Consider the following 16493-nt stretch of genomic DNA (forward strand, 5'->3'; position numbering starts at 1 on the left):
ACATCAAGGGCAGTAGATGTCCTCTCGTTCAATATGCCATCTGCCGTCCGCAGGGGCGGTATGTCATTTGTCCATTAAACCATGTGTAGGATGCGGCTGGTGCTGTATCTCAGACCAGTGTGAGGTTTCACACAGAAAATACGGTTATGTCCGAAGATGCCCGGATCTATTCTGGTCCGAAGACAAAGGGCGTTATCTCTGCCTGCTTATGGGACACCCGGAAGAAGGTGACGACGCCAAACACCAACTGTTTGAAGGAGAAGGCTGCTGCGCGCCCCTCATGCCCTGGCGTGATGATATCCGCAACAGGGATAACGACTAAACTCTTTCATATCCAACTCAAAAAGGCCATAAAAACCGCTAGCGTCTTTATGGCTTTTTTCTTGTCCTACTTGCTACACACTCAGCTCGCCTAATTCATTTATGGCTCTACTTTTAAATGTATCAATAGCTCCTTCCACGCTCCTCTATCACTCGAATTGTCTTATATTCCCTTAGCTTAATATACTAAAACAACTATCCAAATACAAAACATTACTTCAACAACAAAACAACAAGTTGCTTCTGCTGATTGTGAATTTCTGCACATTTAGATTGACAAAAGACTAATCTAAACATTAGAAAGCACTCATCCTTCTAAGTAATGTCGACATTTGACAATCGCCATTTATACAAGAAAGTTTCTTTGGCAAACTAGAAATGCAGAAACATTTAACTTTCCAGGAGTAACGGATGAAACTTTACCACAAAATACTACTTGGCCTAATACTAGGAATAATAACTGGATTAATCCTAGGTGATAAAGCAGCATACTTGAAACCGATAGGCGACATTTTCATCCGTTGCCTCAGACTTATTGTTGTCCCCCTGATTCTTTCTACATTGATTACCGGCGTTGTAAGTACCGGAGATGTCCGCAACTTAGGTAAACTCGGATTCAGAACTCTCGCCTATTTTATGGGCACAACAACTGTAGCTGTTGTTATCGGCCTTATCGTAGCTAACTTCGTACAGCCAGGCACAGGACTTTCTCTTGGAGAAATTGCAGCTATCCAACGCCCTGAAACTGTGGGACCAATGGAAATGCTCGTCAGCATGTTCCCAATCAACCCCATGGAAGCTCTTGCCAAAGGACGCGTGCTGCAAATCATCGTCTTTGCCCTTCTTTTCGGAGCAGGCCTATCAATGACTGGTGAAGCCGGTGAGCCTGTCAAAAAATTCTTTGAAGGCATTGCGGAAGTCATGTTCAAAGTTTCCGACATTGTTATCAGCTTCGCACCTTATGGTGTTTTTGCCTTGATCGCATGGACTACTGGTAAATTCGGACTTGATATTCTTATGCCCATGGCCAAACTGATTGCAGCGACTTTTCTTGCCTGCACCGCTCACATCTTATTCACATACACAGGCTTAATTGCCCTGATCGGACGAGTTTCCCCCGTTGCCTTTCTCAAAAAAGTAATGGAACCCGCATTGGTAGGTCTTTCAACATGCAGCGCAGCAGCAGCATTCCCCTTTTCCATGCGTGCCCAGAAACAACTTGGTGTACCAAAAAAAGTTTTCGGATTCACTATGCCTATGGCTTTGACCATTAACATGGATGGTACAGCGTTATACCAGTCTGTAGCAGCTATGTTCGTGGCTAATGCCTTCGGCATTGAGCTGACCATTACTCAGCAGGCGACCATTGTTCTTACTGCTGTTTTGGCTTCAGTCGGCACCGCCAGCATCCCCGGAGGAGGATTAATCATGTTGACGATGGTGCTTGAATCCGTAGGACTTCCGCTGGAAGGCATCGCCATTGTAGCCGGTATTGACAGAATTCTTGATATGTTCCGTACAACTACAAATATCTTCGGCGACAACTCCGCAGGTGTAGTCGTTGCTTCCCTCGGTGGTGAACTTGATCGTGAAGTTGCCGCAACTAGCCTTGACAAACTGGAAGAGGCCGAAGCCCATAAATAAACAACCGAACATTACAACATATCCCACTCCCCCAAAAGCTGGCACTCAGCTTTTGGGGTTTTTTCTTCCCAACAAGCCATAAATACAACCATGAATAATTGTTTATCCAGAGCAAAGTAATGATTCCATTTACTCGATTAGATACTTTTTTCTCTAATCAAACACACTTTATTTTCATTTTTTAACTCAAAAAAAACACAATAATATTGATTAGTTAAAAGAAACACCTGTTATTCATTTGTGAAATCAAGCACATTTCTATTGACAGAGAAACCGTCCAAAGCTAGAAAGTATTCACGTTTTCAAAATGTCGACATTAGACAGTCGTCATTTAAACAAATAAACCGAATTTCTAAACGGAGAAATTTACAGATGACCAAAAAAATCATCGACACTCCCAACGCTCCCGCCGCTATTGGCCCTTACTCTCAGGCTGTAGCAACAGGCGATCTGCTCTTTACTTCCGGCGCACTGCCCATTGATCCGGCAACCGGAAAAATGGTGGAAGGCAGCATCGAAGATCGTGCTCATCAGGTTTTCAAGAACCTGAGCGCAATCGCAGAAGAGGCAGGAACCTCTCTGGACAATGCAGTCAAGACCACCGTCTACCTCGCTGACATTGCTGACTTTCAGTCAGTAAACGGCGTATATGGTGAATATTTTAACAAGCCCTTCCCTGCCCGCAGCGCATTTCAGGTCGCAGCTCTGCCCCTCGGCTCGGACATCGAAGTTGAAGCAATCATCAACCTTAAATAATTCAAGAGGAAATTACTATGAACCTCGCTAAATTTTCCCGTCGTGGATATGTTCAGTCCGCAACTCCCATCGAAGCTGTTCCGGCTTTCTCCGAAGCTCTTGGTGGTAAAGTAAACATCTTCATCAAACGTGATGACCTGCTCCCCGGTTGCTCCGGTGGTAACAAGACCCGTAAGCTCGACTTCTGCATCGCTGATGCTATCGACAACGGTGCTGACACCATCATCACCTGCGGCGCTGTTCAGTCCAACCATGCTCGCCTGACTCTTTCCTGGGCAGTGAAAGAAGGTATGGATTGCCACCTGATCCTTGAAGAACGTGTTAAAGGCAGCTACAAACCTGAAGCTTCCGGTAACAACTTCCTCTTCCAGATCATGGGCGTTAAATCCATCGACGTAGTTCCCGGCGGCTCCGATATGATGGGCGAAATGAAAAAACTGGCTGCAAAGCTGGAAGCTGAAGGCAAAAAGCCTTACATCATCCCCGGCGGCGCATCCAACACCATCGGTGCTACCGGTTATGTTTCCTGCGCAGAAGAAACTTTGCAGCAGCTCTTCGAAATGGGCCTCAACATCGACCACATGGTTGTACCTTCCGGTTCCGCAGGAACCCACGCAGGTATCGTTGTCGGTATGTACGGCTGCAACGCAAACATCCCCGTATCCGGTGTTAACGTAAGCCGTCCTAAAGATGTTCAGGAAGGAATCGTTCACAAGCTGGCAGTTGAAACTGCTGAGCGCGTTGGCGTAAAAGGCGGCATCCCCGCTGAAGCAATTGAATGCTTCGATTCTTACGTCGGCCCCGGCTACTCCCTGCCCACCGATTCCATGGTTGAAGCTGTTAAACTGCTCGCTTCCACCGAAGGTATCCTGCTTGACCCGGTATACTCCGGTAAAGCAATGGCCGGTCTGGTAGATCTCGTCCGCAAAGGACACTTCCCCGAAGGTTCCAATGTACTCTTCCTGCACACTGGCGGCTCCCCCGCTCTGTATGCATACCTGGACACCTTTCGCGACTAAAGAATTAATGGCCCGTGCTTTTTAAGTGCGGGCCTTTCAATAATGGATTAAAGTTATTAAGGTATAAGGTTCTGTAATGAGAAGCGGCACGACTCTTGTTGAATCGCTTCCCCAAATGAGGAGAAATCAATGTCTCGTATTTCCGCAATGCTGATCGCTCTCGTGGCTGTTCTGGTTATGTCCACCGCCGCGTTTGCAGGTCCCACTGTTATCAAATTGGCCCACCCCAACGTCCCCCAGCATCCCATGGGTCAGGCTTTTGAAAAATTCAAAGAACTCGTTGAAACCCGCACTGACGGCAAGTTCCGTGTCGATATTTACGACAGTTCCAAATTCGGTAACTTTGACGCAGTAGTTCAGGGCTTGCAGTTCAACATGTTGCAGATGGGCTCCGCTTCCACTCCGAACCTGGCACCTTTTTCCGATGATTTCCTGATTTTCGACCTGCCCTTCCTGTTCCCCACTTACGAGTCCGCTGACCTTATCACCGACGGTCCTATCGGCATGACCGCAGCTAAAGCACTGGAAAAAACCGGCATCATCGGCCTCGGCTACATTGAAATCGGTTTCCGTAACCTCTGGAACAACCAACGCACCGTTAAGACTCTTGCAGACGCCAAGGGCCTCAAAATCCGCTCCACTCCTTCTAAAGCACACATCGCAACTCTGAAGGCTCTCGGCATCAACCCCACTCCTATTTCCTGGGGTGAAGTATACACCGCTTTGCAGCAGAAAACTGTTGATGGTATCGACATCGACCTGAACCTCGCATGGCACAACAACTTCCCCGAAGTTAACAACAACCTGACCATCGTTAACTCCCTGTACTCCCCCCACCTCGTTATGATGTCCAAGCGTTTCCTCGACTCTCTCGACGACGCTGACAAAGTAATCGTTCTCGAAGCTTTCGAAGAAGCTAAACTGTACGAGCGTAAGCTTATCCGTGACGGCGAAAAAGAAATCATGGCTAAACTGGCCGACAAAGGCGTGACCGTTTACACTCTCACTCCTGAAGAACGTGCTCGCTGGGCTGAAGCCACCAAAGGCGTATACGCACAGTTTGAAAAACGTATCGGTAAAGACCTGATTGAAAGAGCTAAAGCAACTATCGCTTCCGGCAATAAATAAAACATACAGCGGCCACCGGAACAACCTTTCCCGGTGGCCGCTGTTCAAAAAAGCGTGAGCGCCATGAGTAAAAATTTATTCGATAAAGTCGAAGGGGTCGTCTCGTCTACCTGTCTCGCAGGCATGGCCCTGATCATCGCAGTGCAGGTCTTCATGCGCTACGTCCTGCAAAGTTCGCTGGACTGGTCTGAAGAGTTGGCCCGCTACCTCTTCATCTGGTCCGTCTATGTCGGTTGTAGCTACGCAACCCAAAAAGACCGCCATCTGGAAGTAACCATTCTCCGCACCTTCGGCCATAATTTCGCAAAATATGTGACCCTTGCAGCCTATGTATGCACCATAGGATTCTGCGTCTGCACCGCAGTCTGGGGGTTTCAGATGGTTAACTTCCTCGCAGGCACAGGCCAGAAGACTCCAGCCCTTGAAATCCAAATGTACTGGGTCTTCCTTAGTGTTCCCGTCGGTATGAGCTTCATGGCCATCCGCACCGCACAGCGCGTGCTCTCCATCCTGCGGGGAGATATTAAATTCGCCTCCCCGGTGGAAAAATAGAAGGTTTATATATATGGATACCGCAATTGTTCTTACATTTCTTTCACTCGCGTCGTTTCTGTTCCTGAGCGTGCCCATCGGCGTCGCCATCGGAATGAGCGTTGTCGTGGGTATCTGGGCAGGCGACATGCTGCCCTACGAGTTCCTGATTCAGAAAATGGTCACATCTCTTGATGTCTTCCCGCTCATGGCTGTCCCGTTCTTCATTATGGCGGGTGAGATCATGCAGAAAGGAAGTATGGCCCAGCGTCTGCTGACCGTTTCTAAGCGCCTCGTCGGCCACATCACCGGCGGAATGGCCCACATTTCCATCCTAACCAGCATGTTCTACGGAGCATTGTCCGGTTCAGCACCTGCAACTGTTGCGGCTGTTGGCGGAATCATGGTCCCCTCCATGAAAAAAGAAGGATACAGCACCTCCTTCTCTACTGCCGTCAACACCGCAGCAGGTTGTCTGGGCGTTATGATTCCGCCCAGTGTTCCGCTGATCATTTACGGCACCACAGCCGGTGTTTCTGTCGGTGACCTGTTCATCGCAGGTGTTCTTCCCGGTATCTTCGTTGGTCTCTGCCTCATGGCATGCAGCTACTTTCTTTCCAAGAAGTACGGCTACACCGGTTCCGGTGAACGCGCCACCTTCAAAGAAATCATGGTTGCTCTCAAAGACTCCATCGTTGCTCTCATGGTTCCGCTCATCGTTCTCGGCGGCATTTACGGCGGTCTGACCACTCCCACCGAAGCAGGTGTTATCGCGGTTCTCTACGCCTTTGTTGCCGAAGGACTTGTACTGCGCACCCTGAGCTGGAACAAGGTAACTGAAATCTTCAAGGGTACTGCCCTGACCACCGCATCCATATTTCTGGTGGTTGCAACAGCGACTGCGCTGGGTCAGATCCTGCTATTTTACAATGTGCCCGACATGCTCGTTAACTTCCTTGTTGGAGTTTCCGATAACAAGTACGTTCTCATCCCGATCATTCTGGTATTCCTGCTGATCATGGGTACTTTCATGGACGCACTTGCAAACATCCTGATCCTGACCCCGCTGCTCCTGCCTGTGGTCAAGGTTCTGGGCATGAACCCGATCCACTTCGGTATTGTCATGATCGTCTGTGCTTCCATGGGCTTCCTGACTCCTCCGGTTGGCGTTAACCTCTTCGTAGGTTGCAGTATCGGTAACATCAGCATTGAGAAACTCAGTGCCGCAGTTATGCCCTTCCTGTTCACTATGATTCTGGCACTTCTTGTTATTGTCTTCTTCCCGCCCTTGGCACTCTGGCTGCCCGGGCTGTAATAATACTTTGCCCGCCGTCTTCCTCCAGACGGCGGGCAATCATTTTTCGGAGCAAAACGCATGCAGATTACTCCCCATCCTGAAGGAAAAAGCATCCTCGGTATTTCCGGCCATGCCGGAGTCGGACACGTACACAGCCATTGCGGTTTTGTGCAGGATGATTCCGCCGGATTCGCCACCGCCATTGAGATCATCAAAAAAGCCTATCCCGCTGACACCACCATCGCCGAAGCATCAGTAGACGTCCTTTCCGGCGAAGTGACTGTCACCACCACAGACGGCGGCACAGGCAAGGCCACCGCCCGCCGCAGCTTTACCCCGTACGAAGCCACCTTCGTCACTTCCGCAAAAGGTCTGGATGCAACATACAGTCAGTCCGTAGCTTTTCAGGTCTTCGGCCGTATTTATGGTCAGGGAGTTCTGGAAGGTCCGGTGGCATTTCAGGCTGCCTGCTGTCTGGCTGTAATGGACACCTTTGAAAAGAAATTTCCCGGCAGTTTCATTCGCGGCAATGAAGACATGCCCAACAAAATCGGCGGCTGCATCGGAACCCGTCTGCTCATAGATGAAATTCCGGTCTCCGTAATGGCACTGGTCAACGCCAATGAAGGCGGCCTTGGGCCTGACGAAGATCTCGAAGGCAACATCGCCCTCGGTGACAAGGGCCGGGCCATGAAAGATCTCGGGCTTGAGCGTCTGCCGACCATCATCCTCGAGAGCAAAGCCTACGTCCCGTCCCTTTGCGCAGGCATTGATCATGACCGCATGTGGGTGCGCATCAATGCCGAAGCGGACAACCAGTACGTATACGAAGCCCTGCTTTCCGGCGCAGAAGCAGCAGGCCTGCCCTATATCAATTCCGACGCAGCCTACCCCCGCCACACTGGCGAACTCAAAGACGCGGTGCAGGCTCTCGGCAAACGCATCACCGAAATCGGCGAAACTTTTACCAATGCGGCAACTTCCGCAGAAAAGGTAAAGCTCATCAGCGAGCTGGCTTTAATCGTAAGTCAGGACGCAGGCGGCGTAACTTTCATGAGTTCGCACATGAACGATCAGGTTGGTGGTGGCGGAATTATGCCCGGCACCAGCGCGGTACTATCTATGGCTGTTTCCGAAGGTTACATCAATGAATGGAAGATCCCGGCATTCAACACCGCTGACGCAACCAAATACATGGATGTAATCGGACGCTCATTACCTGTGCTGGCAGCAAATGCCGAAAAAGCACAGGCCCAATTGGAAGAGCGTTTCGCATTCAGCCCGGCTGAACATTCATTTTTGTTCTAAACAGATTAATAATATTGACATGCAGGCCTTCCAAATGGAAGGTCTGCTTCTGTTTTTCAACCAGTAAGACCCGAAAACTCATTAACATTTCTCCGCAAGACCAAGCACTGAACGCGGCGCGGACACACCGTTCCACAGAAAATTCCTGCTGGTAAAACTCGACAACCCATAAACTTCACGATATCTAAATGACACAAATTTTTAATAAAATACTATCAGATACACACGACCCTTTCAGTACCGGAGATTCCATGGACGGCATCAAGAAACTCACATACAGCGAACAAGTTGCTGAATATATTAAGCAATCCATCCTTGAGGGAGAACTGTCCCCCGGCGATCAGGTCAAGGAAGTGCTGCTTGCAGAGAAACTCGGTATCAGCCGTGCGCCCATCCGTGAAGCATTACAGATACTTGCCAGAGAAGGACTCATCAAATCCGAGCCGCAGAAAGGCAAACACGTTTCAGCCCTCACAGCCAAGCAGATAGTAGACAGTTACTTCACAGGTGGAGTGCTGGAAGCCGCAGCCGTAACACAGGCCCTGCCGCTCTACACAGACGAAGATATTTCCAATCTTGAGCAGATTTTAGAACAAATGCGCGAAGTAGCCGAGTCCGGCAAGGACCATGCATCTTTGACCAAGCTGGATACCACGTTTCACAATATCCTTTTCTCACGCATTGATAATGAACTGCTCATCGAGCTCTGCCGCAGATCCTGTCAGGGCATCTCAAAATTCCTGCTCTACAAATACTGGATCAACCTCTACACCTCCACGCAGGTATACGAACGCCATCTCGAAATTCTGGAAGCCCTCAAATCCGGGCGTCCGAGCAGATTGGAAAAGACCATCCGCAAGCACTACACCGATTCCGGAAAGCGCATGTCCAAGTATGGCGTGGATGTTCATAAGGGGTAGTTTTTTTAGTTAAGATATTTTGATTCTTAATGGAATTGGAAAGGGTTAGCTCTGCTTAAGAGTTAACCCTTTTTTATTGTGTCCGGCACACGTACTTTTAGGAACTGACGTATATTTAATGTTTCAGCTTCGAGGCTACTCTAAGTCGCTACGCCAAGGATTAAATTCACCTGCCAGCCAACTTGTCTCGAAAGCGTCATAAGCCCGCCGGGCCGCCAGCCAGTCATCCATGGTCCAAGTTGGAAGTTGCGAGGTTACGTCCTGATATTCCTGCTCGGTAAATTCTAATCCAGCCTCCTTGGCTATCCGCACACGCGCCTCTTTGGATTCTGCATTGTTGATTTGTGCGCTGAACGCGCCGTCCGACTTGACCTTTTCAATAAAAGCTCTGGCATTTTCGACTGACATACCTGCCCTCCAACGGTCTTTGGGTTACACGGTCATGTCTGATATTAACTTGGGCTGTGATTTGGAGCAAGGTAAGGTATATTTTTTCACACAGATTAAGGCTAGACACTTGCCGTGATAGATCCATTTTTGAATTGCAGGGACAGAAAGGAGTGGTTGTTATTTTGAGGTATTTTGAGTTATTTCAGCCACTGCGCTGATTCGGTTACGACTATAGATTACCTTAAATAGGCAAAGGATAAATCTCCATGGTGTATTATTTTGGAATGTTGGGAATTGTTGCTTTTTCCGTAACAGGAGTAATTGCAGCAGGAAAACGGAATATGGATATATTCAGTATCGTCTTGCTCGGCGTAGTTACAGCACTCGGCGGCGGAACTTTAAGGGACATGATTCTCGATTCCCACCCGGTATTCTGGATAGCGGACCTGACCTATCTATGGGTGGCTATAATCGCTGCAATCGTTACATTCTTTTGTGTCCGCCACGTTTCCCGCATCCTGAAATTTTTTGTCTATATTGATACATTCGGAATGGCCCTATTTACTATAACCGCCATGCAAAAAGCCCTGAGCCTAGGTAACAACTATACGGTTTCAGTACTGATGGGACTTGTCACCGGTATTTCAGGCGGCATGCTGCGTGACGTTCTCACCGGAAGAATGCCTTTGCTACTTGGAAGAGAATTCTATGCAACCCCTGCTCTCTTAGGTGCAATTCTGTATGCACTACTCGACCAATTTTTCCCAGCTTTCAACAGTTCATGGCTATGCGGTGTCGCAACGATAATTGCTTTTCGCCTTCTCGCAATTCATTACAACTTATATTATCCGCGCTGGCTGACTTATTGTGGTGATGACAGTCAGGATAACAATTGAACCTTGAATTCGGTTTCTTTCGCCTGCCCGGTCACATCGATCAGGTTTCCGTCTTCGATTGCCTGCTTTCTGGTGTATGAAAAGATTACGTTAAACAGTGAGTCGTCAAGTCCGTGCATCAGCAAATCTCCTTCAATTTCATATTGTTAAATAATTATGAAAATTGAAGGTTATCCTGATTGGTTTGATTTGGTCACTGGGGTGGGTTGATTTTTTTGGTGATTCTGTGGATCAGGTTGTGGTGTGGTCTGATTGTTTGATTAGATTTGGATACTGTTTTTCTTTTGATCGTCGTGGTTGCTCGGATTCTTCGGTTGACCGAAGTTTATTTTGTTATACGCTGTTGAACATGAAGAGACACCCATGAAACAAAAAATCAGGTCAATATATGTTATTTCGATTTATGACTTCCTTTTTGTTTTTGCTGGGTATATAGAAATTTGTATATTTTTTAATCGTTTCAGGAGCGATCGAAATGTCAGAGAGTCAAAGAAATATGGTTGAAAATAAAACAATGTCTCAAAGATATAAGATAAAAACAGCAACATTATGGGACTTGGTCAAATCTATTTGCACTATCATTTTTGTTGCAGTCTGTGGCTATAAAATAGTGACAGTCAAAACAGATTTGACAATTGATTTTCCCACTTTACTCTCACTTGTCTTGGCATTCTTTTCCATTCTTATTTCTGCCCTGTTTTATTTTAAGGCTACTGAGTCCAGCAACTTATTCTATGACAATACATATAAATTCACCAAAGATATTAGTGAACTACTTGCCAAGATAGAAAGTGGATTTGGGGAAAAATTACGCAACATTGATGAAAATAATTCAAAGTGGCAGGATAGAATATTTGACTATTTACCCCCACAAGGCACACCTGAAGAAATAAATAAAAAGAAAGAAGAAGTAGAGGATGCTAAAGCTGAGCTTAAAGAATTTGTAAAAGAAACATTTAAGAAAGAAAGTGGCAACAGTGCTAAAGCTGATGAATTTCTTGTTCGCATTGAACAATTAAGTGCTGCACTACGAGAAAAGGAACGAGAGATCGAAGAATTAAAAGTTTTTCCGGACGAAGGTCCATTCTTTATACAGTTTGCAAAAGATCTTGCTAAGAAAATTTCATTTTCAAGATATTCAAAAAGTAAAGCCTATTTTCGTCAGAGCATTAAAACTATGCCAGAAGAGTTTATAGCAGCTTTAATTTTACGTGGCTATGCTGATTCTGAAGGAGAATTAACTAAATCAGGTTTTATGTTTTTCAGAAAACTAGACAAAAAAAGCATAATAACTTCTGATTCAGGAATTAACAACTGGATTGATTCGTAGATAAACATTTAATCATATAAAATAAACAAATGAAAACACAAAGCCACCCAGCATCGATTTCAAAAAATGCATTCGAATGTCCTCATTGTGGGGCTTACACAAGTCAATCATGGAAAAGACTATGTTTAAAAGACATTGGCAAATCAGGTTTACCATGGATTCCCACTCAGAGCACTATTGACGACATAAGAAATAACAATGACCATTCCTTTGAAGCCAAAGAAGGAATCATAAAATATGTTGAAGAAGTCAGAGCAGGCAATATCTTTTACGAGGGTTCTGAAAAAAACATTTACAACTCAACAAATGTTGTAAACGTTCATACAAGTAAGTGCTTTGCATGCAAAAAAATCTGTATTTGGGTACATGACAAACTCATTTACCCGAATCAAAAATATAATATCAAACCTAACGCAGACATTCCCGATGACATTCTGACAGACTTTGAAGAAGCCAGAAACATTGTCGACAACTCTCCTAGAGGAGCTGCAGCCTTACTTCGTCTAGCTATTCAAAAAATGTGCAAACATCTTGGAGAAGACGGCAAAAACATCAATAAAGATATCGCTAGTTTAGTCTCTAAAGGACTTAATTCTAAAATTCAAAAAGCTTTAGACATTGTACGAGTTATAGGGAATGACGCAGTGCACCCCGGCGAAATAGACCTCAATGATAACAAAGACGTTGCATACAAACTTTTTAACTTAGTTAACATTATTGCAGATGAGATGATTTCACGTCCCAAACAAATTGATGACCTATATAGCGATCTTCCTCAGTCTAAGTTAGACGGAATAGAAAAAAGAGATAATAAGCAATAACATTTAACTATAACAACAATCACAACACTACTCACCCACCCCGGTTGGCAGCACACCAAAAAAACCGCAAATAAACGCAGAAAAGGGTTAACTCAGAAAATAAGTTAACCCTTTAATATTATAATAGTTTTGTACTAATTGGTGACCCCGGCAGGAATCGAACCTGCGGCACCAGGATTAGGAATCCTGTGCTCTATCCGACTGAGCTACGGGGCCACCCTATGTGGCCGGATGGAAAAAAGCTAACGCATTTCTCCGTCCGAGGCGAGAATTTATATCCAAACCGGTTTTTGATTGCAAGCAATTTTTAAACATTCTTCTTATTTTTCTACATAGTCAGGATAACCACTGTTGTCCGCCCGTACCACACCAATTGTCAGAATCAAGCTCTCAGACAACTAAGAAAGTGCCAGATGCAAGGCGCAAGAAAAAGGTTGGAACGAAGCGTATATTGACATACGTGAGTTTCAACCTTTTTCGCAGCAACGCCGCAGATGGTGCTTTCTTAGTTGTCTGACGTTACATTTTGTTGACAGCCGCATACATTCATGACAGAACGCTCTCAGCTTAACACCGTTAAGCACAGGAGAATCAACCATGAATGCTACTTCAAAAACAATAGATACGCCGCAGCAGCCCTTGCGCATGCTAATTCTGGACGCTGCCCGCAAGCTCTTTGCCGAGCACGGGTACGCGCAGGTTTCCATGCGTAAGCTGGCTACCACCATCGGCTATTCGCCCACTACTATTTATCATCATTTTAAAGATAAAAAAGAACTCTTCCTCTGCCTTACCGAAGAGACTTACCGGGATTTCCTACATCGCATAAACCGAATCATCGCTACTACGCCTCCCCCGCGTGAGGCTTTAAAAAATATTCTCTATACCCTTGTGGACATGGGCCTTGAAAACCCCAGTGCCTACCGGGTGGGCTTTATGATGGAAAGCGACCTCTGGAAGGACCACGATTCACACTTCCAGCACAATCCACTTGGCAAGACCATGTATAATCGCATCAATAAATGCGTAAAGGATTGCCTACCTGCCAATTCTTCCGACGAAGAAATTCTAGTCACCGCCAACTCAGTGGTCGCCGCCACCCACGGACTGACCTCCCTTTTGATCACCTATCCCACTTTTGAATGGGGTCCGCTTGATAGGTTAAAATCGCAGGTAATTGACTCCGCTGTTGACGCCATCGGCTGATTACTATAATCGAACAAATCTTTTTCGCACGGGTCGGATAAAATCCGCTTATATAAAGGAATTCACCATGAACAAGAAAACCGCCATGAAAATAAACAAGAAGGCCAAAAACCACGTTGTATCGCTCCTGCGGCCCAAGGACGCCCTGAACCGGGTAATGAAACGGTTCCGCTCCCTGCAATCCCCTGAAGGATACTGGGTTTTCGCACTTGAAGCGGATGTAACCATCCCTTCCGAATACATCATGTTCAATAGATTTCTGGGCCGCAAGATGGATAAAGGCCTTGCTGAAAGGCTGGGCAACTACATCCGCGCCAAACAGATGCCCGATGGCGGCTGGCCCCTGCATGATAATGACGGCCCGGTGAACATCAGTGCTTCAGTCAAAGCATACATGGCCCTCAAAATTCTCGGCGATAACAAAGATGCGGAACACATGGTCCGAGCCCGCCAGATCATCCTTGCCAAGGGCGGAGCGGAAACGTCCAATGTTTTCACCCGCATCTGCCTTGCCACCTTCGGCCAGATTCCGTGGCACTGCCCCCCGGCCATGCCCATTGAAATCGTGCTGCTGCCTAAATGGTTCTTTTTCCATCTGGATAAAGTATCCTACTGGTCCCGCTCGGTTATCTATCCGCTACTGATCATTTACGCCAAGCAGCCGGTCTGCCGCTTGCGTCCCGAAGAAGCTGTGCCTGAACTCTTCTGCAAACCAGCGGAAGAACACATTCATATAGATAAGTTCCGTGATAAAGGCTGGCGCAAAAATCTTTTCATCCTGCTGGACCGCGTACTCAAGCGGACCATGCATCTGGTGCCCAAGTCCATCAACAAAAAGGCCCTGAACTTTGCGGAAAAATGGACCCGCGAACACATGGCCGGACGCGGCGGCATCGGTGCTATCTTCCCGGCAATGGCTAATGCAGTCACAGCCATGCACCTGCTCAGATACGATGAATCGGACCCGGATTTCGCACGCGGCATGCAGTCTGTGGACGATCTCATGGTCGATAAATTCCACGTGCCTGAAAAATCTCCGTGGGAACACACTGTAATCACAGGTGGCGCAGAGCTTTCTGCTGCACCGGAACTGGATCTTTCCCCCAACCACGGAACTGCGGAGAACCTTGAACAGGCCATGTGCCAGCCCTGCAACTCTCCCATCTGGGATACCTGTTTGGCCCTTTCAGCCATGATGGAAGCGGGCGAAGATCATGACAGCAAATGCACTCAGCAGTCCCTGAAATGGCTCTGGGATCAGCAGATTTTCTTCCGTGGCGACTGGATTTCCAAAGCCCCCAAGCTTGAAGGCGGTGGCTGGGCTTTCCAGTTCGAGAACACCTTCTACCCGGACCTTGATGACACCGCCATGGTACTCATGGCCATGTGCCGCGCCGGGGTTCTGGATCAGCCCGAGCACAACGAAAATTTCGTCAAGGGCGTAAACTGGCTCATCGGCATGCAGTCCTCCAACGGCGGCTGGGCAGCATTCGATATCGACAACTGCGCTGAGTACCTGAACGACATCCCCTTTGCGGATCACGGAGCCCTGCTCGACCCGCCCACTTCAGATCTGACAGCCCGTGTTATCGAGCTGCTGGGCGTAATCGGTTACGACAAGAGCTTCCGCCCCATCAAGGACGGTATTGAATTCCTGAAAAAAGAACAGGAAGACGACGGTTCATGGTTCGGTCGCTGGGGTGTTAACTATATTTATGGAACATGGTCCGTGCTTTGCGGTCTGCGTCAGGCCGGGGAAGACATGAATTCTTCCTACGTCTGCAAGGCTGTGGAATGGTTTGAAAACCACCAGAACAAAGACGGCGGCTGGGGTGAATCCTGCCTGAGCTACAACGATAAGAATTACGCCGGGCTTGGTGATTCCACCGCCTCCCAGACCTCATGGGCCCTGCTGGGACTCATGGCAGCCGGACGGGTAAACTCCAAGGCTGTCAGCCGAGGCGTCCGTTACCTGCTGGATACTCAGAAAGAGGACGGCAGCTGGGATGAAACCCTGTACACCGGAACCGGATTCCCGCGTGTATTCTACCTGCGCTATCACGGCTACTCCCAATACTTCCCCATGTGGGCGCTGGGCGTGTACCAGCGATTCTCAGCAGAGGAAGACACCAAACAGATCATGATGCGCCGCACTTCTCCGCTTGACCTCGGCAGGAAGTGGTAGAAATGAACAACGGTTCACTTCTGATCAGCAACACGGTCCCGGCCTATGAAACAGGCCCTGATGACCGCATGCACTGCCACTGGCTCATGTGCAGATTGCAAGAGGCCGCCACTGCCCATGCCGACTCTCTGGGATTCGGTATTAAAGATATGGCGGAGCTGAACTGCTTCTGGGTGCTGACCTCCATGCGCATAGAGATCGAGGAACTTCCATTACGCGAAAAGACATTTTCCCTGACCACATGGTCACGGGGAGCAAAGAAACTGCGTGCCTTCCGCGAGTTTTCCGGCTGTGATGAAAACGGTCGCGAGATCGTCCGCGCCTCTTCCGAATGGATGGTGCTGAACGCTGAAACGCGCAGGCCCATAGCCATCGACCAGCGACTAAATCTGCATGCGCAGGATCGCTGTGTATTCCCTGATGCAATGAAACGGCTGCGTCCGGGCACACCTGAAAAGGAAATACGTTCCCTAAACGTAGGCTACAGTTCCCTCGATGCCAATGGTCACGTCAACAACACCGAATACCTGCGCTGGTCCTTTGACAGTTTGCGTCAAAAAGGATTTGACCAAAACAAAGTCAGCTCCATCCGCATCGCCTTCTTGTCTGAAGTCTTTGAGGGCAACTCTATAAACTTGATGGATTGTGGCTGTGAAAATGGCGGGTTTGAATTGATCGGATTGAATGAGACTGAAGGAAAAGCTGCTTTTGCCATAAAAGTTGAATAGACAATTTATTTAT

16 protein-coding genes and 1 tRNA gene are annotated in these 16493 nt (G+C 47.6%); 15 read left to right on the forward strand and 2 right to left on the reverse strand.

Features of this window, described 5'->3' with window-relative positions; all coding sequences use genetic code 11:
* Nucleotides 1-40 precede the first annotated feature (40 nt).
* The 9 genes from D0S45_02340 to D0S45_02380 all read left to right on the forward strand — a co-directional run bounded on the left by D0S45_02340 (nucleotide 41) and on the right by D0S45_02380 (nucleotide 8924).
* Entirely contained in the window at nucleotides 41-322 is a 282-nt protein-coding gene (locus tag D0S45_02340; protein ID TIH20280.1) for a hypothetical protein, read from the forward strand.
* 410 nt (nucleotides 323-732) lie between these two features.
* The gene (locus tag D0S45_02345; GenBank protein ID TIH20201.1) at nucleotides 733-1965 is read left to right on the forward strand and encodes a dicarboxylate/amino acid:cation symporter; all 1233 of its coding nucleotides are present in this window, start codon (nucleotides 733-735) and stop codon (nucleotides 1963-1965) included.
* Nucleotides 1966-2337: 372 nt separating this feature from the next.
* The gene (locus D0S45_02350) at nucleotides 2338-2721 is read left to right on the forward strand and encodes a RidA family protein (protein TIH20202.1); all 384 of its coding nucleotides are present in this window, start codon (nucleotides 2338-2340) and stop codon (nucleotides 2719-2721) included.
* Nucleotides 2722-2738: 17 nt separating this feature from the next.
* Nucleotides 2739-3740 carry a D-cysteine desulfhydrase gene (locus D0S45_02355; GenBank protein TIH20203.1) on the forward strand — a complete coding sequence of 334 codons (1002 nt, stop codon included), beginning with the start codon at nucleotides 2739-2741 and terminating at the stop codon, nucleotides 3738-3740.
* Nucleotides 3741-3869: 129 nt separating this feature from the next.
* Entirely contained in the window at nucleotides 3870-4868 is a 999-nt protein-coding gene (locus D0S45_02360; GenBank protein ID TIH20204.1) for a TRAP transporter substrate-binding protein, read from the forward strand.
* Between the two features lie 33 nt (nucleotides 4869-4901).
* A complete protein-coding gene (locus D0S45_02365) occupies nucleotides 4902-5420 on the forward strand; it encodes a TRAP transporter small permease (GenBank protein TIH20205.1) in 519 nt (172 codons plus the stop codon).
* A 13-nt stretch (nucleotides 5421-5433) separates the two neighbouring features.
* On the forward strand, nucleotides 5434-6714 hold the full coding sequence (locus D0S45_02370) for a TRAP transporter large permease (protein TIH20206.1): 1281 nt from the start codon (nucleotides 5434-5436) through the stop codon (nucleotides 6712-6714).
* Nucleotides 6715-6774: 60 nt separating this feature from the next.
* Nucleotides 6775-8004, forward strand: coding sequence for a hypothetical protein (locus tag D0S45_02375; GenBank protein ID TIH20207.1), 1230 nt, complete (start codon nucleotides 6775-6777; stop codon nucleotides 8002-8004).
* Nucleotides 8005-8255: 251 nt separating this feature from the next.
* Nucleotides 8256-8924, forward strand: a complete 669-nt coding sequence (locus D0S45_02380; protein TIH20208.1) for a GntR family transcriptional regulator — start codon at nucleotides 8256-8258, stop codon at nucleotides 8922-8924.
* A gap of 135 nt (nucleotides 8925-9059) precedes the next feature.
* On the opposite strand, the gene D0S45_02385 is transcribed toward D0S45_02380, so the two are convergent.
* On the reverse strand, nucleotides 9060-9332 hold the full coding sequence (locus D0S45_02385) for a Nif11-like leader peptide family natural product precursor (protein ID TIH20209.1): 273 nt from the start codon (nucleotides 9330-9332) through the stop codon (nucleotides 9060-9062).
* Nucleotides 9333-9580: 248 nt separating this feature from the next.
* On the opposite strand from D0S45_02385, the gene D0S45_02390 reads away from it, so the two are divergent.
* The 3 genes from D0S45_02390 (at nucleotide 9581) to D0S45_02400 (ending at nucleotide 12361) form a co-directional block, all read left to right on the forward strand.
* Nucleotides 9581-10210, forward strand: coding sequence for a trimeric intracellular cation channel family protein (locus D0S45_02390; GenBank protein ID TIH20210.1), 630 nt, complete (start codon nucleotides 9581-9583; stop codon nucleotides 10208-10210).
* A 475-nt stretch (nucleotides 10211-10685) separates the two neighbouring features.
* On the forward strand, nucleotides 10686-11540 hold the full coding sequence (locus tag D0S45_02395; protein TIH20211.1) for a hypothetical protein: 855 nt from the start codon (nucleotides 10686-10688) through the stop codon (nucleotides 11538-11540).
* A gap of 29 nt (nucleotides 11541-11569) precedes the next feature.
* Nucleotides 11570-12361, forward strand: coding sequence for a DUF4145 domain-containing protein (locus D0S45_02400; GenBank protein ID TIH20212.1), 792 nt, complete (start codon nucleotides 11570-11572; stop codon nucleotides 12359-12361).
* 139 nt (nucleotides 12362-12500) lie between these two features.
* Here D0S45_02400 and D0S45_02405 read toward each other — a convergent pair.
* Nucleotides 12501-12577 (reverse strand) — tRNA-Arg (locus tag D0S45_02405).
* A 381-nt stretch (nucleotides 12578-12958) separates the two neighbouring features.
* On the opposite strand from D0S45_02405, the gene D0S45_02410 reads away from it, so the two are divergent.
* The 3 genes from D0S45_02410 to D0S45_02420 all read left to right on the forward strand — a co-directional run bounded on the left by D0S45_02410 (nucleotide 12959) and on the right by D0S45_02420 (nucleotide 16480).
* Complete coding sequence (locus tag D0S45_02410) at nucleotides 12959-13567, forward strand: TetR/AcrR family transcriptional regulator (GenBank protein TIH20213.1); 609 nt, start codon at nucleotides 12959-12961, stop codon at nucleotides 13565-13567.
* 67 nt (nucleotides 13568-13634) lie between these two features.
* Nucleotides 13635-15752 carry a squalene--hopene cyclase gene (gene shc / locus D0S45_02415; GenBank protein TIH20214.1) on the forward strand — a complete coding sequence of 706 codons (2118 nt, stop codon included), beginning with the start codon at nucleotides 13635-13637 and terminating at the stop codon, nucleotides 15750-15752.
* Between the two features lie 2 nt (nucleotides 15753-15754).
* Nucleotides 15755-16480, forward strand: a complete 726-nt coding sequence (locus D0S45_02420; GenBank protein ID TIH20215.1) for an acyl-ACP thioesterase — start codon at nucleotides 15755-15757, stop codon at nucleotides 16478-16480.
* Nucleotides 16481-16493: the final 13 nt, after the last annotated feature.

It is taken from the genome of Marinifilum sp. JC120 (assembly GCA_004923195.1).
Classification (GTDB): domain Bacteria; phylum Desulfobacterota; class Desulfovibrionia; order Desulfovibrionales; family Desulfovibrionaceae; genus Maridesulfovibrio.